Below are 18,858 nucleotides of genomic sequence, written 5' to 3'. Positions count from 1 at the left end.
TTTCTGGTCAGGTACCGTCAAGGTACCGGCAGTTACTCCGGTACTTGTTCTTCCCTGACAACAGAGTTTTACGATCCGAAAACCTTCATCACTCACGCGGCGTTGCTCCGTCAGACTTTCGTCCATTGCGGAAGATTCCCTACTGCTGCCTCCCGTAGGAGTCTGGGCCGTGTCTCAGTCCCAGTGTGGCCGATCACCCTCTCAGGTCGGCTACGCATCGTGGCCTTGGTGAGCCGTTACCTCACCAACTAGCTAATGCGCCGCGGGCCCATCTGTAAGTGATAGCCGAAACCATCTTTCAGCTTTTCCTCATGTGAGGAAAAGAGTTATCCGGTATTAGCCCCGGTTTCCCGGAGTTATCCCAGTCTTACAGGCAGGTTGCCCACGTGTTACTCACCCGTCCGCCGCTGACTTCAGGGAGCAAGCTCCCTGAAGTCCGCTCGACTTGCATGTATTAGGCACGCCGCCAGCGTTCGTCCTGAGCCAGGATCAAACTCTCCATATAAGAGTTGATTAAGCTCGTTTGTCTTTTCGAAAAAGACTAATGATTTAAACGTTGACGTATTGTTCGTTCAGTTTTCAAAGATCAATCCGTCGCTCAAGGGCGACTTTATTATCTTATCAGATTCAATCATCTGAGTCAATAACTTTTTTTAGAATCTTTTTTTGTAAGTCGCTGTCTTGCAGCAACGAATATAAATATATCACCTCACAGGACAACATGCAATATGTTTTTATCTTTTTTATACGTAAAAAAGAAAGAAAAAATATTCCCATTATTCTGCCCCGGAAATCGCATTTTTTTGTATTCCTTCTATAAAAGAAAAAAGACAGAGCACGCATTGTACTCTGCCTTGTTTTATAATATTTTAACGGTGACGCATTAACGGGAATAACAGTACATCTCTAATAGAAGGTGAATTTGTCAGCAGCATGACAACCCGATCGATTCCGATGCCCAGTCCGCCTGTTGGCGGCATGCCGTATTCAAGAGCTTCAATAAAATCATCATCCATCATATGAGCTTCATCATTGCCCTCTTCACGTTCTTTCAGCTGTGCTTCAAAGCGTTCGCGCTGATCAATTGGATCATTCAGCTCAGTGAAGGCATTTGCATGTTCACGGGCTACAATAAATAATTCAAAACGATCAGTAAAGCGCGGGTCTTCGTCATTTTTCTTCGCAAGCGGCGAGATTTCAACAGGATGTCCAAAGATGAATGTCGGCTGAATCAATTTCTCTTCAACCTTCTGCTCGAAGAATTCATTAACAATATGACCATATTCCATATTGTCTTTGATTTCAACACCATGCTCCTTCGCAAGCTGCTGGGCTTCTTCCTTACTTGTTTCTTTCCAGAAGTCTACCCCAGTGTATTCCTTAATGGCATCTACCATATGAAGCCTTTTCCATTCAGGCTTTAAATCCACTTCGTACTCGCCGTATTGCACAGTAGTTGTTCCAAGCACCTCTTGAGCGATATGGGCAATAAGGTTTTCAGTCAGGCTCATGATATCTCTGTAGTCAGCATATGCTTCGTATAATTCAATCATAGTGAATTCAGGATTGTGCCGTGTAGAAACACCTTCATTACGGAATACCCGGCCAATTTCATATACCTTTTCAAGGCCGCCCACAATCAGACGCTTCAGATGAAGCTCGATCGCGATACGCATATAGAGTTCCATATCCAGCGCATTATGATGAGTGATAAATGGACGTGCAGATGCTCCCCCTGCAATGGAATGCATCATAGGTGTTTCAACTTCAAGGTAGCCATGGCTGTCAAGGTAGCGGCGCATGGATTGGATAATGCGGCTTCTCGTGACGAAAGTCTTTTTGCTTTCCTCACTCATAATGAGATCCAGGTAACGCTGACGGTAGCGCTGCTCAACGTCCTTCAGCCCGTGGAACTTATCCGGCAGCGGACGCAGGGATTTAGTCAGAAGGACAAATTCTTCCGCTTTAACAGACAGTTCGCCTACTTTTGTTTTAAAGAGCTTGCCGCTGATCCCGACAATATCTCCCAGGTCAGCAGTTTCGAAGATGGAGTAGCTTTCTTCTCCAACAGCATCTTTGCGGACATAGATTTGAATTTGCCCTGATAGATCCTGTACATGGGCGAATCCGGCTTTCCCTTTTCCGCGCTTTGTCATAATGCGGCCTGCCAGTGTAACAGAAATATCCTTTTCCTCAATTTCTTCCTTCTCAAGCTCACCGTAATGCTCAATTAATTCATTGCTTTGGTGTGAACGGTCGAAACGTTTCCCGAAAGGATCCATTCCCTGTTCGCGCAAGCTGCTCATTTTCTCGCGTCTTACTTTCAACTGGTCATTTAATTCTTCATGACTCTGGCTCACTGAAATCATCTCCATTTTGTAAATCTTTTTATGTACGCACAATTCTGCGGTCCTTCAAAAATGTATATCTCTATTATTTTACACAATGCTGGCAAATCAGACATCCTAAATAGTTAAATAGAATAAAAACTGCCAGTTCATGCACTGGCAGTTTCCATTTATCAAAAGTATTATAGGCAAAGAATGTCAGCCTGTCAAACTTTACGCAGTTATACAGCCTGTATCTGGCTTCTTTCTTTTTCTTCTGCATCAATGACAAGAGCGTTAAGAACGCCCACCAATTCTTCTCTTGTATTGGATTCATTGATTCCATTGCGGACCTTCGCATTGCCGCGGATTCCTTTCAGGTACCATGCAGCATGCTTTCGCATTTCGAGTACAGCGATATGTTCACCCTTTAATGAAATCAGGCGGTCCAAATGGAGGATGCACACATCCATCTTCTCTCGTACAGAAGGCTCGCCCATTAATTCACCCGTCTCAAGGTATTTGACTGTACGGTAAATCATCCATGGGTTCCCCAGTGCAGCCCGTCCGATCATGACACCGTCACAGCCTGTTTCATCCAGCATGCGCTTGGCATCCTGAGGTGTTTCCACATCACCATTTCCGATTAGCGGAATGTTAATGTTCTGCTTTACTTCGCGGATAATATCCCAGTTCGCTTGACCTTCATACATCTGGACGCGCGTCCGGCCGTGAAGGGCTACAGCTTTGCCCCCAGCGCGCTCAACCGCCTGAGCGTTTTTAACAGCGTAGATGTGATCTTCATCCCAGCCCATCCGCATTTTTACGGTAACCGGCTTTTCAACAGCGGCTGTTACAGCAGAAACCATTTCATAAATTTTATCCGGGTCAAGCAGCCACTTGGCACCCGCATCACATTTGGTGATTTTAGGGACAGGGCAGCCCATGTTAATGTCGATGATATCCGCATTCGTATTTTGATCTACAAATTTCGCCGCTTCTACAAGCGTCTCTTTTTTGCCTCCGAAAATCTGCAGGCTTAGCGGCTTTTCTCTTTCATCAATATAAAGCATGTTCATCGTCTTTTCGTTCTGGAGGACAATGCCTTTGTCGCTGACCATCTCAGCACATACAAGACCGGCACCGAATTCTTTCACAGTCAGACGGAAAGCGGAATTGCATACTCCGGCCATTGGAGCCAGTACCACACGGTTTTTCAGCTCGATATCACCTATTTTGAACATAATTGCACCTCCCTCTGTAATTATTCAAACTTATATATTAATCCTGCTCCTGTCTGGGAGCCAATTCTTCCTGTGTCACTTTAAGCGCCTGAGCGATCTGCTCGATTAAAGCCGGTGCAGGCATGCGGTTTCCTCTTTCAATTTCACCTAAAATTGAAACCGATACACCGAGCTCTCTTGCAAATCCTTCTTGTGTAAATCCTTTTAGCTTTCGAAAAGCGCGAATACGTCTTCCCCATTTTTCTGCTTCCATATCCGTACTCCCTCTCTGTCAGGTATATCTTCCAGTATTGAAATTAAAGGCCGCTCCATCTTCGGAAGCCTGATGCTGGAATCAACCTCTAAAAGAGGAACAAGGACAAACGCTCTTTCATGCATCCGAGGATGAGGAACTATTAGCTTCTCTGTTTCAATATTTTCGTGACTATACAGCAAAATGTCAAGGTCTATTGTCCGCGGGCCCCAATGGATTTCCCTTTTTCTCCCAAGTTTCAATTCGATATCAAGGCACGCATCCAGCAATTCAAAAGGATCTAAGCCGGTAGAAATTTGGATTGCCATATTCAGAAATTGTTCTTGATCTTCATAACCGACCGGATCTGTTTCATAAACAGATGAAGTATTTACCACTTGGGTTTGCGGAAGCTGATCAATCATCTCAACTGCTTTCTTCAAGTGGTCAAACCGGCTTCCGATATTTGAGCCAAGCGCAATAAAAGCGGTGTTCCTCATGATCTGCCTCTCGTAATCTCGACGGCTACCGACTGATAGTGGCCGGGAATAGGCGGATCAGGCTTGATCACTTTGACCGTCAGCTGCAAAATAAGCGGGAACCGGGAAAGTAGTTCTGCTGCCAGCTTTTCTGCTACAGCTTCAACCAGCTTATAGGGCTCCCCTTCCACAACCTCTTTGCACACTGCATACAGCTCGCCATAGTTGATGGAGTCATCAAGATTATCGGTTTCCCCCGCCTTTTTCAGGTCTGCTTCGACAGTAAGATCTACAGCAAAGCGCTGGCCAAGGCGTGTTTCTTCCGGAAAAACACCATGGTAGCCATAAAACTCCATTCGGTTCACATAAATTTTATCCATTGTATTCACCTTTTCCCATTAAAGCGTCCATCATTTTAGCCATTCGGCTCATTTCCTTTACATCATGAATGCGGATCATCTGGCAGCCCTTTTGGATGCCGTAGCAAACCGTCGCTCCCGTTCCTTCTGTCCGCTCCTCAACCGGAAGGTCCAGAATGGTTCCGATCATCCGCTTCTTCGATGTGCCAAGCAGAACAGGATACCCGATGGCCACAAGCTTATCCAAATCCCTCATCATTTCGAGATTATAGTTCAAGTCCTTAGCAAAGCCGATGCCCGGGTCAAGGATAATATTCTCGTCTTTAACACCTGCAGACTTTACAAGCGCAATGCTTTCGTACAGGTCATTCATAACATCACGGAAAAAGGATGTGTATTCCATATCCTTGCGGTTATGCATTAAGATGATCGGCGCTCCCGTTTCCGCTGCGGTTGATGCCATTTCAGGATCCGCTTTGGCTCCCCATACATCATTGATGATATGGGCCCCGGCTTCAATGGCCTGCCTGGCGACTTCAGCTTTATAGGTATCAATGGATATCGGAACATCCACTTCTTTTGAAATTGCCTCGATAACAGGAAGAACACGTCTCAGCTCTTCATCTGCAGATACCGGATCGAATCCCGGACGGGTTGACTCTCCGCCGACATCGATGATATCTGCTCCGTTTTCAACCATCTCCAAAGCACGCTTGACGGCCAGATCCTGATGACAGTATTTGCCGCCATCCGAAAAGGAGTCAGGCGTTGCATTTAAAATTCCCATTACAATGGTTTTCTTCCCGTAATCTAGCGTATATGGCCCACACTGAATTGTTGTTTTAGACATTCTGAATCCTCCTACAGTTCATTCCTGCTCCATAAGTGTTCACAGTTGTTTTCATAGTGCATCTGGAGCTCCGATGTTTTCTTCCCGGATAACCCTGGCATTGAATGGCCGTCAAACGAGGAGATTGGCACAATTTCCTGGATGGAGTTCGTGACAAAAACTTCATCCGCATCTCTTACAGCTTCTGGTCTGTACAGGCCTTCCTCCACATTCATCCCCATCTTTCCGGCAAGCCTGATTACAAATTCCCGGGTAATGCCGTTTAGTATGCCGGTATGAAGAGACGGGGTAAATAAATGGCCATCACGAATCCAGAATAAGTTCGAAGTGATTCCTTCTGCCAGGTAGCCATCCCTGGTCAGGAAGATCCCTTCTATGCCTGGATCGTCCCCCGCTTCCTTTTTAGCCAGAATGTTATTTAAATAATGGTGGGACTTCAGACGTTCGGCCCCTTCAGGTGTATTGCGGGGAATCTCAAGCATCACTGCCTGCTTTTCTGCGCTTGCACTTCTTGGCGGAAGCGGTTTGCAGAAAATAATCGTATTCGGGTTTTTGTACGAATCTGTCTGCAGGCCAATCTCCCCGTTACCCGCTGACACATTCATCCGGATATAGGCATTATGGAATCCGTTTTTTCCGAGCAGCATATCCAGCGCTGCGAGCACCTGTTCCCTGGTATAAAATGCTTCGATATTTATCGCTTTAAGGCTTCGGTTCAGCCTCTCCAGATGATCGTCCAATAAAAAGGGATGCCCATTATAGACACGGAACGTCTCAAACAGCCCCATTCCATATAAAAAGCCATGATCAAAAGGAGAGATCCTGGCCTCCTCTTTCCTGACAATTTCCCCATTCATATAAATATACAAGGTTTACAGCCCCTCTGCCTGCAGTGAAGCTTTGTAATGCTGAATAAAATTCTGAAGGAGTTCCTTTCCGGCCGTGGTCATAATTGACTCAGGGTGGAATTGGACACCTTCTACAGGCAATTCCTTATGGCGAATGGCCATAATCTCTCCCTCAGCTGTCCATGCTGAAACCTCAAGACATTCAGGAAGTGTTTCCTTTTTGACAATCAGCGAATGGTAGCGGGTAGCAGGAAAAGGGTTGGGCAGGTCTTTAAATATAGACTTTCCATCATGAAAAATGTCAGAGGTTTTTCCATGCATCAGACGCTCTGCCTGCACCACATCGCCTCCGAATACTTGAGCAATTGACTGATGTCCAAGACAAACGCCAAAGACCGGGATTTTGCCTGCAAAAGCTTCAATGGCTTTCAGGCTGATGCCTGCTTCATTCGGGCTGCACGGACCCGGAGAGATCATCAGGAACTTCGGCTGCATACTGCCTATTTCAGAAATCGATGTTTCATCGTTTCTTTTGACAACTAGCTCTTCGCCTAATTCACCGAGATACTGTACGAGATTATACGTAAAAGAATCATAATTATCGATCATATAAATCATAGCTGATCCCCTTTTGCCTGTTCTGCGAGTTCTTTTGCTTTCCAAAGAGCAATTGCCTTTTTCAGCGACTCTTTGTATTCATTTTTCGGATTAGAGTCAATAACAATGCCTGCACCTGCCTGCACATGGGCCTGTCCATCTTTCACGAGCATGGTGCGGATGATGATATTCAGCTCAAGATCACCGCTGAAATTGATCCAGCCAAGAGAGCCGGTGTATGGTCCCCTTGTGACCGGTTCAAGCTCTTCAATGATTTCCATGGTGCGCACCTTAGGGGCACCCGTAATCGTTCCCCCGGGAAATACAGCGTCAATGATATCAACTGCATTTTTGCCTTCTGCCAGCTCGCCTTTTACATTGGAAACGATATGCATCACATGTGAGTATTTTTCAATGACCATGAACTCATCCACTTCAACTGTCCCATATTCGCAGACTCTGCCCAGGTCATTTCTCTCCAGGTCAACCAGCATTACGTGCTCTGCACGCTCTTTCTCATTTTCAATCAGTTCACTGGCGAGCTTGAGGTCCTCCTCATGATCCTTCCCCCGGGATCTTGTCCCGGCAATCGGCCGCGTGCTGACGGTGTTTCCTTTTTTCTTAATCAGCAGCTCAGGCGATGCGCTCACAAGCTGGTATGCAGGTGTATGGAAATACCCCATGTATGGAGAGGGATTTAACACCCTCAGCTGCTCGTATACATCCATAGCCTGTATATGTATCGGGCGGCTTTGTCGTACCGAAAGATTCACCTGAAAGACATCTCCCTGTGAAATATAACCCTGAACACTTCGGACAGCAGACTGGAATTCTTCTTCGTTCATGGATACACCAAGTGTTTGTTCTGCCGGTCTGTATCCGGCTTTCTTAGAAGGCTCTCCGCTCTCATTCTTCCATCTCTGCTCCCAATTATCTGCCCGTTCCTCGATCGAGTGCTCTTCCCCTTTTTCATATAAGAATAGAAGCCAGAGCTGTTCCGTTTCATGATCAAAGACAAAGCAATCTTTATAAATAAAAAAGTGGATATCAGGTATTTGCAGATCATCCCGGGCTTCATCTGGGAGCTTTTCGATATATCGTGCGTAGTCATAGCTGATGAACCCGATTGCACCTCCCTGAAAGTCAGGAAGTTCTTCAAGCTTATCTGCATTATATTGATTCAGCCATTCCTGCATCAGGTGAAGGGGGTTGCCTTCGAGCACCTGCTTTTCCCCGTCTGCAGTGATTTCAAGCTGTGAATTTTTGCCTGTTAAAATGGCTTCCGGCTCAAAAGCTGCAATACTGTACCTGCCGCCCCGTCCGCTTTCAAGTAAAACATGATGCGGCAATCCCTCAGACAGCGAGCGGTATGTGCGGAAAAACCGGTTATATGTGTATGGTATTTTTTTTGCATGGATCTGAAGATGCTTCACTAAAAGTCACCCCTATATATTTCTCTTTTTTCATCATACATGATACGGGGCATGCTTTCATAATTTTTATTACACAAAAAACAGCGGCCATCAGAGACCGCTGTCTTATCAATTATTCAGCTTCAAATTGGTATAAAGGAGTACTTAAATAACGTTCGCCGTTACTTGGGAGAATGGCCAGAACTTTTTTGCCCTTGCCAAGCTCTTTAGCGACCTTCAGTGCCGCACTGATCGCCGCACCGGAGGAAATTCCTCCAAGGATACCTTCTTCTTTGGCCGCACGGCGGGCATAATTAAATGCCTCATCGTTCGCAATCTGGATTACTTCATCATAAATCTTTGTATCCAGTGTATCCGGTACAAACCCCGCTCCAATGCCCTGGATTTTATGCGGGCCCGGCTTTCCGCCTGATAGGACAGGTGAATCAGTTGGCTCCACTGCGTAAATTTTGATGTTTTTATATTTTTCTTTAAGCACCTGGCCGGCTCCTGTAATGGTTCCGCCTGTTCCGATTCCGGAAATGAAGGCATCCAGCTGGTCGCCCATTTGCTCTGTAATTTCAGGTCCAGTTGTTAAACGGTGAACTTCAGGGTTCGCAGGGTTTTCAAACTGCTGAGGAACGAAATAGCCATGTTCCTTTGCCAGCTCCTCCGCCTTGCGGATCGCACCGCCCATTCCTTCCGGTCCAGGTGTGAGGACAAGGTCAGCCCCGTAAGCACGCAGCAGATTGCGGCGCTCCATACTCATTGTCTCCGGCATCACAAGAACGGCTTTATAGCCTTTGGCTGCGGCAATCATCGCTAATCCAATTCCTGTATTTCCGCTTGTCGGTTCAATGATGGTATCACCTGGTTTAAGACTTCCATCTTTCTCTGCAGCCGTAATCATTGCCAGGGCAATACGGTCTTTTACGCTGCTCCCCGGATTCATGTACTCCAATTTTAGATAAACATCTGCGCTATTATCATCAACTAGACGGTTTAGTTTCACAATTGGCGTATGGCCAACAAGATCTGAAATTGAATTTGCTACACGTACCATTTTCCCCACTCCTTATTTCCGACTATTTTTATTGGTTTAATCTAAATTTACCAATTTCCAATGGGAATGTCAATGAATTTGACTGCCATTTAAAAGAAAATTCATACTTTTGTCATTATAGATAAGTACCCATCTCTATTCATGATACTCAATTTATGCAGAAAAAAACACGGAATTCGCTCCGTGTTTTTATATTTACTGCTCACCGTAAAACCATTCCACATCCGTCTCTTTCCAAAATGGCTTGGCAGAGACAGGAACATCCATCTGCTCAAGAGCTATCTGGCGGCGAATCATGTTCTTTACCTCTTTAAAGGAATACTTTTCTCCCTTTAAATGCTCATGAAGCATGACAACAGCATAGCCATCTTCTGTTTTAACCGGTTTAGTCCATTTGCCGGGCTTCAGGTCTTTGACCTGTTCCAGTACTTCTGCCGGTATGTGCTCATCATCTTCACTGACATACCCTGCATTTCCCCCAAGGTTGGCAGTGAATTCATCAATGGATCGCTCCATCGCCAGCACAGAGAAGCTGGAGCCTTCTTCCAGCTCCTTCACTGTCTGTTCTGCTTCTTCTTTTGTTTTTACAATGATTTGAGAGATGTGATAGGTGTCAGGAATATGAAATTGGCTGCTGTTCTCTTCATAATAGCTCTTCATTTCCTCTTCTGAGACAGAGACATCAGACGTCAGCAGCTCTTCAAGAATAAGATTGTTCTTGATTTGCCTGCGCCATTTGTCTTCACTCATCTCATCAGTGAAATTGCCGCCATACATCGTCTTGACCATTTTCAGCTCAAGGTCTACTGCCTTATCAGAGATTTTCACCCCGTATTTTTCCCCGGCTTCTTCAATGACCTTCTGATCAATTAATTCGCTTAAGGTGCTTTTTCCGTACTTCGTTTCCATCTCACTCATCCAATCCTGGCGAGTGATTTTTTCTCCGCCGATTTTGGCTACTGCTTCCCTGCTGCCATCGCCTTTAAAAAGCAAAAAGGCTAATGTGATAAGATTCAGTAACACTAAACCGGCAATGATCATTAAAAGCTGTCTCTTTTCCAAGTGCTCCTCCCCCTAAGAAAAGCGCAAGCACCATCCCCTCCTCGACAATCGAGGAGGCAGGCACTGAAGCTGGACATTTCTCTAAGTTCAAAAAACAAAAGCGTTTGGCCCCGGCCTAAAGGGCAGACTTTTAGGAGACCGGCAAACGCTTATTTTATCACTTTACTTCGTTTTTTAATTCTTCCAGTTCTTCTTTTGTATAATGATATTTCTCGTTGCAGAAGTGGCAGGAAGCTTCAGCCTGGCCGTCTTCATCGATCATCTGCTGGATTTCGTCTTCACCGAGGCTGATAATCGCATTGGCAAAACGCTCTTTTGAACATGTGCAAGTGAAGGATACTGGAAGCTTCTCGAGGAACTTCACATTATCTTTGCCAAGAATCGTTTCCAATAGCTCTTCAGGCGTTAAGCCCTGCTGAATCAATTTGGATACAGGCGGGATTTCTTTCAGTCTGTTCTCAATTAAAGTAATCGTCTCTTCATCTGTTCCCGGCATAAGCTGAAGAATGAATCCTCCAGCAGCAAGAATAGAGTTATCAGGATTAACGAGAACCCCCACTCCAACGGATGAAGGAACCTGTTCAGAAGTAACGAAGTAATAAGTGAAATCTTCCCCAAGTTCTCCCGAAACCAGCGGAACCTGTCCTGTGAAGTGTTCTCTCATTCCAATGTCCTTCACGACCGTCAGGGTCCCTTCAGTGCCGACCGCACGGCGCACGTCAAGCTTGCCCTGCTCATTAAGGTCGAAGTGCGTCTGCGGGTTTGTTACATATCCGCGAACCTCTCCATTTGCATTGCTGTCTACCAGAATGGCCCCAATTGGGCCGCCGCCTTCGATTTTGATCGTCAGTTTGTTATCGCCCTTCAGCATGGCACCCATCATCACGCCTGCCGTCATGGCTCTTCCTAAAGCAGCTGACGCAGTTGGCCATGTATAATGTCTGCGCTGGCCCTCTCCAACTGTTTCGGTAGTGCAAGATGCATAGGCACGGACTTGTCCATCATATGCAAGTGCTTTTACTAGATAATCGCTCATTTTTTGCTCCTTTCCACGAAAAGCGCAAGCGCCTTGCCCACCCCCAATACCCTCAGGGGGGCAGGCTGCTTGCGCTAGACAATTTTCGAAGTTCAAAGTTTAAATCCTTGTTATCTTTCAGAGAAACTGCTTTATTAGCAGCAGCTTTTTAAGCTTACTATTTTTTTATGTTCTCCATATTTCGTTTATAAATAATCTGCAGGCCCTTTAAAGTTAAAAATGGATCCACAACATCGATGATATCCGACTCTTGAGCGATGAGCCCCGCAAGGCCTCCCGTGGCAATGACAGTCGGCTTTTCATCTGCCTGATCTTTCATTCTTTTTACTATACCTTCCACCTGGCCGACGTAACCATAAAGAATTCCCGCCTGCATGGCAGATACTGTATTTTTGCCGACAATATGATCAGGACGGGCAATTTCTATTCGTGGAAGCTTCGCTGCACGGGAATAAAGAGCCTCTGTTGAAATCCCGATTCCCGGGGCAATGGCGCCGCCCATATATTGTTTATTTTCATTGATATAGCAATAGGTAGTGGCTGTCCCAAAATCGACAATAACTAACGGGCTTCCATATTCATGAATGGCCGCTATAGCATTGACGATGCGGTCTGCCCCCACTTCTCTCGGGTTATCATACTTGATGTTTAAGCCTGTCTTGATGCCAGGACCTACAACAAGAGGCTTCACATGGAAATATTTCTGGCACATTCTTTCAAGCGAAAACATGATTGGCGGCACCACTGAGGAAATGATAATGCCATCTATATCTGAAAAGGAAAGATTCTCATGCTCAAACAGAGACTTCACAATCATTCCATATTCATCTTCTGTTTTATTCCGGTTGGTTTCAATTCGCCAATGATGCTTTAATTCATCTTGGTCATAGACACCCAGAACGATATTCGTATTCCCTACGTCGAAAACAAAGATCAACATTCTCACCACTTTATGATTATTTAAATGAAGTTTTATTTTTGGCTCTTTTTCAAAGATTATTGTTTTTTGCCTATGAACTCAGCCCGTTGATCTCCGCTCCAGGCACTTGCACTTGCTTTCCGCGGGGAGGAATGCGAGCCTCCTCGGCTTCGCCTGCGGGGTCTCACACTTCCCTCTCCTCCCGCAGGACATTGAATAGGCTTCCTCGATTGAACACCGCACGAAGGAAATGCGTCAGCATTTTCGAGGATCAAGTGCCTTCCGCTCCAATCAACTCAGAGGTCTAATTAAGTTACATGCCCAAATAACAACAAACCTTACGAATACAGCCTTATTTTTTCACTGAAAACATCATATCACAACTGCTGTTGTTTCGCGTAATCGAAAATTCCGGGCGGTCTTGGAATTGATGTTTTCCGGCAAAAAAAAAGCGCCCCTAGAGGCGCTTTTCGATTATTATTTGTCTTTGCGTTCTTCGTCGATGGCAGGTGGCACATCCGCTTCTGCGGGGCTTGAGCCTTCCCTTGTTTCAGGGATTTCGCCTGTTTCAGCAGGATCCTCTTTCTTGATGTTGATGTTTACTTTCACATCTTCATCCGTTGAAATGGAAGTTGCTGAACGGTCAGGCAGTCTGCCGTGGTCTGATAAGTGCTTGATTTGTTCCGCATCAAGCGTTTCAACTTCAAGCAATGTATTTGCGATCAGATTCAGCTTATCACGGTTTTCTGTTAAGAGCTTTCTTGCTCTTTCATATGATTCCTTGATAATGCGCTGGATTTCAAGATCGATTTCATATGCGATTGCATCTGAATAGTTCTGTTCATTATGGAAGTCACGTCCAAGGAATACCTGGCCGCCCTGAGACTGTCCGAACTGCAATGGTCCAAGCTTGTCGCTCATTCCGAATTCGGTTACCATGCGGCGGGCAATGCCTGTCGCACGCTGGAAGTCATTATGGGCACCTGTGCTTACTTCACCGAAGACGATTTCTTCAGCCACACGTCCGCCAAGCAATCCGACAATTTTGTCGAGAAGCTCAGGCTTCGTCTGGAAGTAGCGGTCTTCTTTCGGAAGCATTACTGCATATCCTCCGGCCTGGCCGCGCGGCACGATTGTAACCTTATGAACCATTTCTGCTTCATCAAGCACTAAACCGATGACTGTATGACCTGCTTCATGGAAAGCAACGATGTTTCTTTCCTTCTTAGAAATAACACGGCTTTTCTTAGCGGGACCAGCAATTACACGGTCTGATGCTTCATCTAAATCTGTCATGTCTATCTTTTTCTTATTTCGACGGGCTGCGACAAGGGCCGCCTCATTCAATAAGTTTTCTAAGTCTGCTCCTGAGAAACCAGGTGTACGCTGTGCAATAGCCTTTAGGTTGACACTCTCATCAAGAGGTTTATTGCGTGCGTGTACTTTAAGTACAGCTTCACGACCTGTTACATCCGGGCGGTCAACTGTAATCTGTCTGTCAAAACGTCCCGGACGCAATAATGCCGGGTCAAGAATATCCGGACGGTTAGTGGCAGCAACGATGATAATTCCTTCGTTTGCTCCAAATCCATCCATTTCAACGAGAAGCTGGTTAAGGGTCTGCTCGCGTTCATCATGTCCGCCGCCTAGGCCGGCACCACGCTGGCGCCCTACAGCATCAATTTCATCGATAAAAATAATACAAGGCGCGTTCTTTTTCGCATTTTCGAATAAGTCGCGGACACGGGAAGCACCCACACCGACGAACATTTCAACGAAATCAGAACCGCTTATAGAGAAGAACGGAACGCCCGCTTCACCGGCAGCTGCCCGTGCAAGCAAGGTTTTACCTGTTCCCGGAGGTCCTACAAGAAGAACCCCTTTAGGAATTCTTGCTCCCAATTCAGCAAACTTGCGCGGGTCTTTAAGGAACTCAACGACCTCAACAAGCTCCTGCTTTTCTTCATCGGCGCCTGCAACATCTTTAAAGCGCACTTTCTTTTTGCTTTCATCATACAGCTTGGCTTTGCTTTTGCCGAAGTTCATCACACGGCTGCCTCCGCCCTGCGCCTGGTTCAGCAGGAAGAAGAATAGTATGAAGATGATGATGAAGGGAATGATTGACGTAAAGAATGTAACCCAGCCGCTTGTTTCCTTAGCCGGCATCACATCGACATCCGATGTCTGGGCTAATTGATCGACACGGTCAAGGATATTATCATTGTTCATGATATAAGTCAGGAAGTATTTGCCTTCCTCATATCCCTCAAGCTGACCCCGTACTTCAAAAACACCTCTCTCAGGCTGAAGGGAAATGGACGTAATATCGCCGCTTTCCAAGTGATCAACAAATTTATTATAAGAGATGTGCTCCGTTGGTTCATTGTTGCCGTTAAAGAAGCTGACAACTCCAATAATGACTAAAAATATTAATAAATAAAAGATGGTATTCCGGAAGATCCGATTCATCCCTTACCTCCTCCCACGGTAAACAAACTATAGTGTATAGTATCATAGAAAATCGTGCCAATACAAGGAATTAGACTTCTTAAAACCGGGTGATTCTTGTTTCAGTAAAGGGCTTTAATCCAAGATCATACTTAGGATTTCCTTAATCGTTATTGCTGTATACTTCCGGCTTAAGCACTCCAATATATGGAAGGTTGCGGTACTTTTCCGCATAATCAAGGCCATAGCCGACTACGAACTCATCAGGAACAATAAATCCTACATAATCCGCTTTGATATCAGCCTTTCTTCCAGTTGGCTTGTCAAGCAGTGTTACAATCTTAATGCTTTTCGCTTTTCTGTAGCGGAACAGCTCAACCAGATAGCTGAGTGTCAAGCCGCTGTCGATGATATCTTCAATGATCAGAATATCTCTGCCTTCAACAGAAGTATCAAGGTCTTTCAGGATTTTCACTTCTCCTGAAGAAACCATTGAATTCCCATAGCTGGATACATCCATGAAGTCCATCTCAAGATATGTATCCACACGCTTTAAAAGGTCGCTCATGAATGGCATTGCCCCTTTTAAAACCCCAATGGCAAGCGGGAATCGGTCCTGGTATTCTTCAGTAAGTTCAGCAGCAAGGGATTTAATCTTATCCTGCAGCTCCTCTTCCGAAATCAGTACTTTTTCAATATCATTTTTCATCATTTATTGTGCCCCCTAGAAGATCATTGCTTTATGTATTTTAAAATAATATAACTGGTGCAGAATTGCTGCTGCCTATCATCATGCGATTTCTTCAAACCAGGCACCCATAGAATCCTGCCTTGTGCATCTGTCACGATTGGCCAGGTTTTCCGATCATGCAGCGGTATTTTATGATCGATGAAAATATCCTTAATCTTTCGGGAACCCTGCATTCCTTTAAGCGTCATGCGGTCTCCCTTTTCTCTCGTCCTGATGATGATTGGAAAATATTCACCTTCCCTGTCCAGTACCAGGGTTTCATTGTTTAGATTTCCTTCAGGACAGTCAGCATATTCAAGGATAATCGATCCGCCGTTTGGGAGTTTAATGCTTGCAGGTTTGAAGATTTCATATCGATAGGATTGTACAGGTTCCTTCGGGAATAAAAAGTGGCATTGCCGGTAGGAGCGTACAATATGTAAACCGCCTGGAAAATCTAAATTTCCCGATGGATGAGGACTTTTCATTAAGGAAAAAATACTCTCTATATGAGATGCCGATAACGATGCCGGCCTTTCCTTATAAAGATAGTTTAATATTAGTTGAATCCCTCTCCTTTGTAAAGGCATTGGCATTGCCTCAAAAGCATCGATATCCACACTAATTTCCTCATTGGCATTCTTTTTCATTACTGTATTCATTTTATGGACGGTTAATTCCTGCAGATATGCTTCATCACTTTGCAAATCTTCACTGAATTTTTGAAAATGCTCATGCACCTGGGGATTTTCTTTTCTCAGGAATGGGAGCACTTCCTGCCTGAAGCGGTTCCGGCTGTATATGCCTTTTTCATTGCTTGGATCCCGCCGGGGGTTCAGGTGTTCTTTCAGGCAGTAGCTTTCGATTTCCGCTCTATTCAAGCACAGAAACGGGCGGATGATCGTATAATCACCAAACAGACGCGTAACGGGGATACCTGCTCTTGCGCTGCCTGCGCTTCCCCTTGTGAGGCGCATTAAAATGGTTTCAACCTGATCATCACCATGATGCCCAAGCGCTATATAGTCTGCCCCATATTTCCCGGCTATTCTTTGATAGAAGCTGTAGCGGCAATCCCTGGCAGCTGTCTGTGAACTCTTCCCGGACTTCTCCATATACTCAGGCACATTCACTCTTTCCATTTCAAATGGAATAGCTTTGTCCCTGCAGTAATCCCTCACAAACATGGCGTCCTGAAGCGATTCTTCACCTCTGAACATATGATCGACATGTGCGGCAATCAGTTCTGTCTGATACTGCTGCTGTCTGCTCCAAAAATAATGGAGCAGGGCGATGGAATCCGGCCCTCCTGATACACCGATTACTATTTTCTTATTTTTTAAATCCAATCCCTTTTTCTTAAGGAAAGCACTCACTTTCTCTTCGAGCATAGGCTTCTTCCTTATCCAATTTAAATATATTTATTACTACCCCTGCAAAAGGCAGGATAATCCTTCCTACAGAAAAGCATATCATTTTTAAAGGGTAAATATCAAAAGGGATTAAGCTTATAATACGGATCACCGAAAAGAAAGTTTCATTTCTTTCAAATTCAAAGCAGCTGCCCATAAATATATAAGAAATATAGCACGGTTACAATAAGGGTGATGAGCAGAGTTTCAAAGAAGCTCCCTTTCTGTTTTTTCTGCCTGTGCATTTGCCTGCTGGCAGGCTGAGTGCTGGCGGTTTGTCCGGGATTCCTGCTTACCTTGCTCCTTTGCGCCGGGTTTGCACGTGTGAGCTGGAGCATATCATTTCTCATTTCACCGGCTGAGCTATACTGGCCCTGCAGAGCATTCAGGATAACATCTTCGTATTTCAGCAGTTCTTTCTTTTGGCGGACCATCTGTTTGAGCTGTTTAAGGTCACCAGTTGTCTTGGCAAATCTTTTAGGATAGGCCGTATTGATTAATACCATGGCTGCAGCAAAAAGATCATAAGCAGGATCAGCCTTTCTGGTCCCCATCCCCCAGTAGCCGCGATCATAAAACTCGGTGAATTCCTTTATTGCCCTGCCCTGAATGGTGGTACCGCCCACATCAATGGTGCGTATTTTCGATGGAGGGCCTGTTACGATCAGATTGTCCGGCTTTAAATCACCGAACACCCAGCCCGCTTTATGCAATGCATCCAGATCATTCAGGAGCTGTACAATTAAAACACCTGTCCAGGATGGCCCCTTTTGCTGTATGAATGTCAGCAAATCAGGACCCTGTATATATTCCATTACATAGAATGATACCTTACCGCTCCTTCTTTCCCAATCATCGACATCAAGCAAAGAAGGCCCGAGGGCAGAGCCTTGGACCTTTGCAAAGGATTTAAGGACGTTCACTTCGGACGTGATGGACATCCCGTTATCACTCATTTTCAAAGCAACCTGCTGATTTTGGTTTTTGGCGAGATAAACAATCCCATTAGCACCATACCCCAATTCCTTTACAATGGTATATCGGCTGCGGTGCCACTTTCCTTCAATCACAGTACCAGGGTTTACTTTACACTGACTCTTCAAAGAATGATTCATCATCACGGGAAAGCAGACTCCTTAATGAACGTTTTTTCTTGAAATGGTTTAGTGCCTCATGAATGGCCGGGCCTGTTGGCGTAATCCCGCCCGTTGTCAATTTCGAAAATATGCTGGTCAGCGATTCAAGATTTGGTGTCCAATCCAGCAGTTTTTCGACATCTTTCTTTTTCCCGGGAAATACGAATACAGAAAAACGGTTATCACCAGAGCGGGCATTCAGGCTCAAGGATAGATCCAGCAGGGCTTCCTTAACGGTCGGGAGCTTATGTTTCATGCTTGCACTGGTATCCACGAGGACCAGCACCTCAAGCTCGACAGTCTCACCCAATTCATCCACAACCTCCATCACTTCGCCGCGCTGGTCAGGCGGGAGGTCCTCCATCGTTTTTGCACCGCCCAGAATCTGCTGGAGCTCTTTATTGACCACTCCCTGAAGTGTCTGGGTCATGGCTTTTCTCGTCACCATCTGTACCGTCTGGGAAAGCTGCTGAGAGTAGACTACCTGACTGACTCCGCCTCCTGACATGGCGATTCCTTCAATTTCGTTCATTCCCTGTTCATCAATGACATCCTGCTCCATGACTCCGATGACATTCACGGTTATTCCCTGCTCCTTGGCGAGAGCCGCCATGGCAATGGGATCTTCACCCTGATTTGAACAGCCATCCGTTATCAATAAAATCTGCTTCAGTGTTCCTGTTTTCATTTGAAACTCCCCTCCA

General features: G+C 45.4%; 18 protein-coding genes and 1 rRNA gene (1 of these 19 only partly in view). All 19 read right to left on the bottom strand.

Annotation, left to right across the window (positions count from 1 at the left end):
* Window positions 1-505, bottom strand: a 16S ribosomal RNA gene (locus NAF01_RS00480); it reaches 1,045 nt to the left of the window's first position.
* Window positions 506-869: 364 nt separating this feature from the next.
* Entirely contained in the window at window positions 870-2,369 is a 1,500-nt protein-coding gene (gene lysS / locus NAF01_RS00475) for a lysine--tRNA ligase (protein WP_197212430.1), read from the bottom strand.
* Between the two features lie 200 nt (window positions 2,370-2,569).
* Window positions 2,570-3,571: a tRNA dihydrouridine synthase DusB gene (gene dusB, locus NAF01_RS00470; RefSeq protein WP_163145266.1), complete on the bottom strand. Its 1,002-nt coding sequence runs from the start codon at window positions 3,569-3,571 to the stop codon at window positions 2,570-2,572.
* Between the two features lie 37 nt (window positions 3,572-3,608).
* Window positions 3,609-3,824: a helix-turn-helix domain-containing protein gene (locus tag NAF01_RS00465; protein ID WP_048008796.1), complete on the bottom strand. Its 216-nt coding sequence runs from the start codon at window positions 3,822-3,824 to the stop codon at window positions 3,609-3,611.
* A complete protein-coding gene (gene folK, locus NAF01_RS00460; RefSeq protein WP_197212413.1) occupies window positions 3,776-4,303 on the bottom strand; it encodes a 2-amino-4-hydroxy-6-hydroxymethyldihydropteridine diphosphokinase in 528 nt (175 codons plus the stop codon). Before folK ends, NAF01_RS00465 begins: the two co-directional genes overlap by 49 nt.
* Window positions 4,300-4,662 (bottom strand): dihydroneopterin aldolase, encoded by a 363-nt coding sequence (folB, locus tag NAF01_RS00455; protein ID WP_048008794.1) that lies wholly within the window; start codon window positions 4,660-4,662, stop codon window positions 4,300-4,302. Before folB ends, folK begins: the two co-directional genes overlap by 4 nt.
* The gene (folP, locus tag NAF01_RS00450) at window positions 4,655-5,491 is read right to left on the bottom strand and encodes a dihydropteroate synthase (protein WP_250801540.1); all 837 of its coding nucleotides are present in this window, start codon (window positions 5,489-5,491) and stop codon (window positions 4,655-4,657) included. The genes folB and folP overlap by 8 nt, the downstream gene beginning before the upstream one ends.
* An 11-nt stretch (window positions 5,492-5,502) precedes the next feature.
* Window positions 5,503-6,360 carry an aminodeoxychorismate lyase gene (pabC, locus tag NAF01_RS00445; protein ID WP_222501566.1) on the bottom strand — a complete coding sequence of 286 codons (858 nt, stop codon included), beginning with the start codon at window positions 6,358-6,360 and terminating at the stop codon, window positions 5,503-5,505.
* A gap of 3 nt (window positions 6,361-6,363) precedes the next feature.
* Complete coding sequence (gene pabA / locus NAF01_RS00440) at window positions 6,364-6,957, bottom strand: aminodeoxychorismate/anthranilate synthase component II (protein ID WP_048008791.1); 594 nt, start codon at window positions 6,955-6,957, stop codon at window positions 6,364-6,366.
* Window positions 6,954-8,369, bottom strand: coding sequence for an aminodeoxychorismate synthase, component I (gene pabB / locus NAF01_RS00435; protein ID WP_197212402.1), 1,416 nt, complete (start codon window positions 8,367-8,369; stop codon window positions 6,954-6,956). The genes pabA and pabB overlap by 4 nt, the downstream gene beginning before the upstream one ends.
* A 112-nt stretch (window positions 8,370-8,481) precedes the next feature.
* Window positions 8,482-9,411 (bottom strand): cysteine synthase A, encoded by a 930-nt coding sequence (gene cysK, locus NAF01_RS00430; RefSeq protein ID WP_197212400.1) that lies wholly within the window; start codon window positions 9,409-9,411, stop codon window positions 8,482-8,484.
* 195 nt (window positions 9,412-9,606) lie between these two features.
* The gene (locus tag NAF01_RS00425) at window positions 9,607-10,473 is read right to left on the bottom strand and encodes a peptidyl-prolyl cis-trans isomerase (RefSeq protein WP_222501570.1); all 867 of its coding nucleotides are present in this window, start codon (window positions 10,471-10,473) and stop codon (window positions 9,607-9,609) included.
* A 157-nt stretch (window positions 10,474-10,630) separates the two neighbouring features.
* On the bottom strand, window positions 10,631-11,509 hold the full coding sequence (hslO, locus tag NAF01_RS00420) for an Hsp33 family molecular chaperone HslO (protein WP_250801539.1): 879 nt from the start codon (window positions 11,507-11,509) through the stop codon (window positions 10,631-10,633).
* Window positions 11,510-11,666: 157 nt separating this feature from the next.
* Window positions 11,667-12,446 (bottom strand): type III pantothenate kinase, encoded by a 780-nt coding sequence (locus tag NAF01_RS00415; RefSeq protein WP_163145274.1) that lies wholly within the window; start codon window positions 12,444-12,446, stop codon window positions 11,667-11,669.
* Between the two features lie 459 nt (window positions 12,447-12,905).
* Window positions 12,906-14,897 (bottom strand): ATP-dependent zinc metalloprotease FtsH, encoded by a 1,992-nt coding sequence (gene ftsH, locus NAF01_RS00410; protein WP_250801538.1) that lies wholly within the window; start codon window positions 14,895-14,897, stop codon window positions 12,906-12,908.
* Between the two features lie 142 nt (window positions 14,898-15,039).
* A complete protein-coding gene (hpt, locus tag NAF01_RS00405) occupies window positions 15,040-15,585 on the bottom strand; it encodes a hypoxanthine phosphoribosyltransferase (protein WP_175609168.1) in 546 nt (181 codons plus the stop codon).
* Window positions 15,586-15,608: 23 nt separating this feature from the next.
* A complete protein-coding gene (gene tilS, locus NAF01_RS00400; RefSeq protein WP_197212396.1) occupies window positions 15,609-16,997 on the bottom strand; it encodes a tRNA lysidine(34) synthetase TilS in 1,389 nt (462 codons plus the stop codon).
* A gap of 161 nt (window positions 16,998-17,158) precedes the next feature.
* Window positions 17,159-18,136 carry a serine/threonine protein kinase gene (locus NAF01_RS00395; protein WP_226620327.1) on the bottom strand — a complete coding sequence of 326 codons (978 nt, stop codon included), beginning with the start codon at window positions 18,134-18,136 and terminating at the stop codon, window positions 17,159-17,161.
* Window positions 18,105-18,842: a VWA domain-containing protein gene (locus NAF01_RS00390; protein ID WP_163145270.1), complete on the bottom strand. Its 738-nt coding sequence runs from the start codon at window positions 18,840-18,842 to the stop codon at window positions 18,105-18,107. Before NAF01_RS00390 ends, NAF01_RS00395 begins: the two co-directional genes overlap by 32 nt.
* Window positions 18,843-18,858: the final 16 nt, after the last annotated feature.

The organism is Cytobacillus firmus, from assembly GCF_023657595.1.
Taxonomy (GTDB): domain Bacteria; phylum Bacillota; class Bacilli; order Bacillales; family Cytobacillaceae; genus Cytobacillus; species Cytobacillus firmus_B.
Note: the sequence above shows the minus strand (reverse complement) of the source record. Positions and strands in the feature narration are given on the sequence as shown.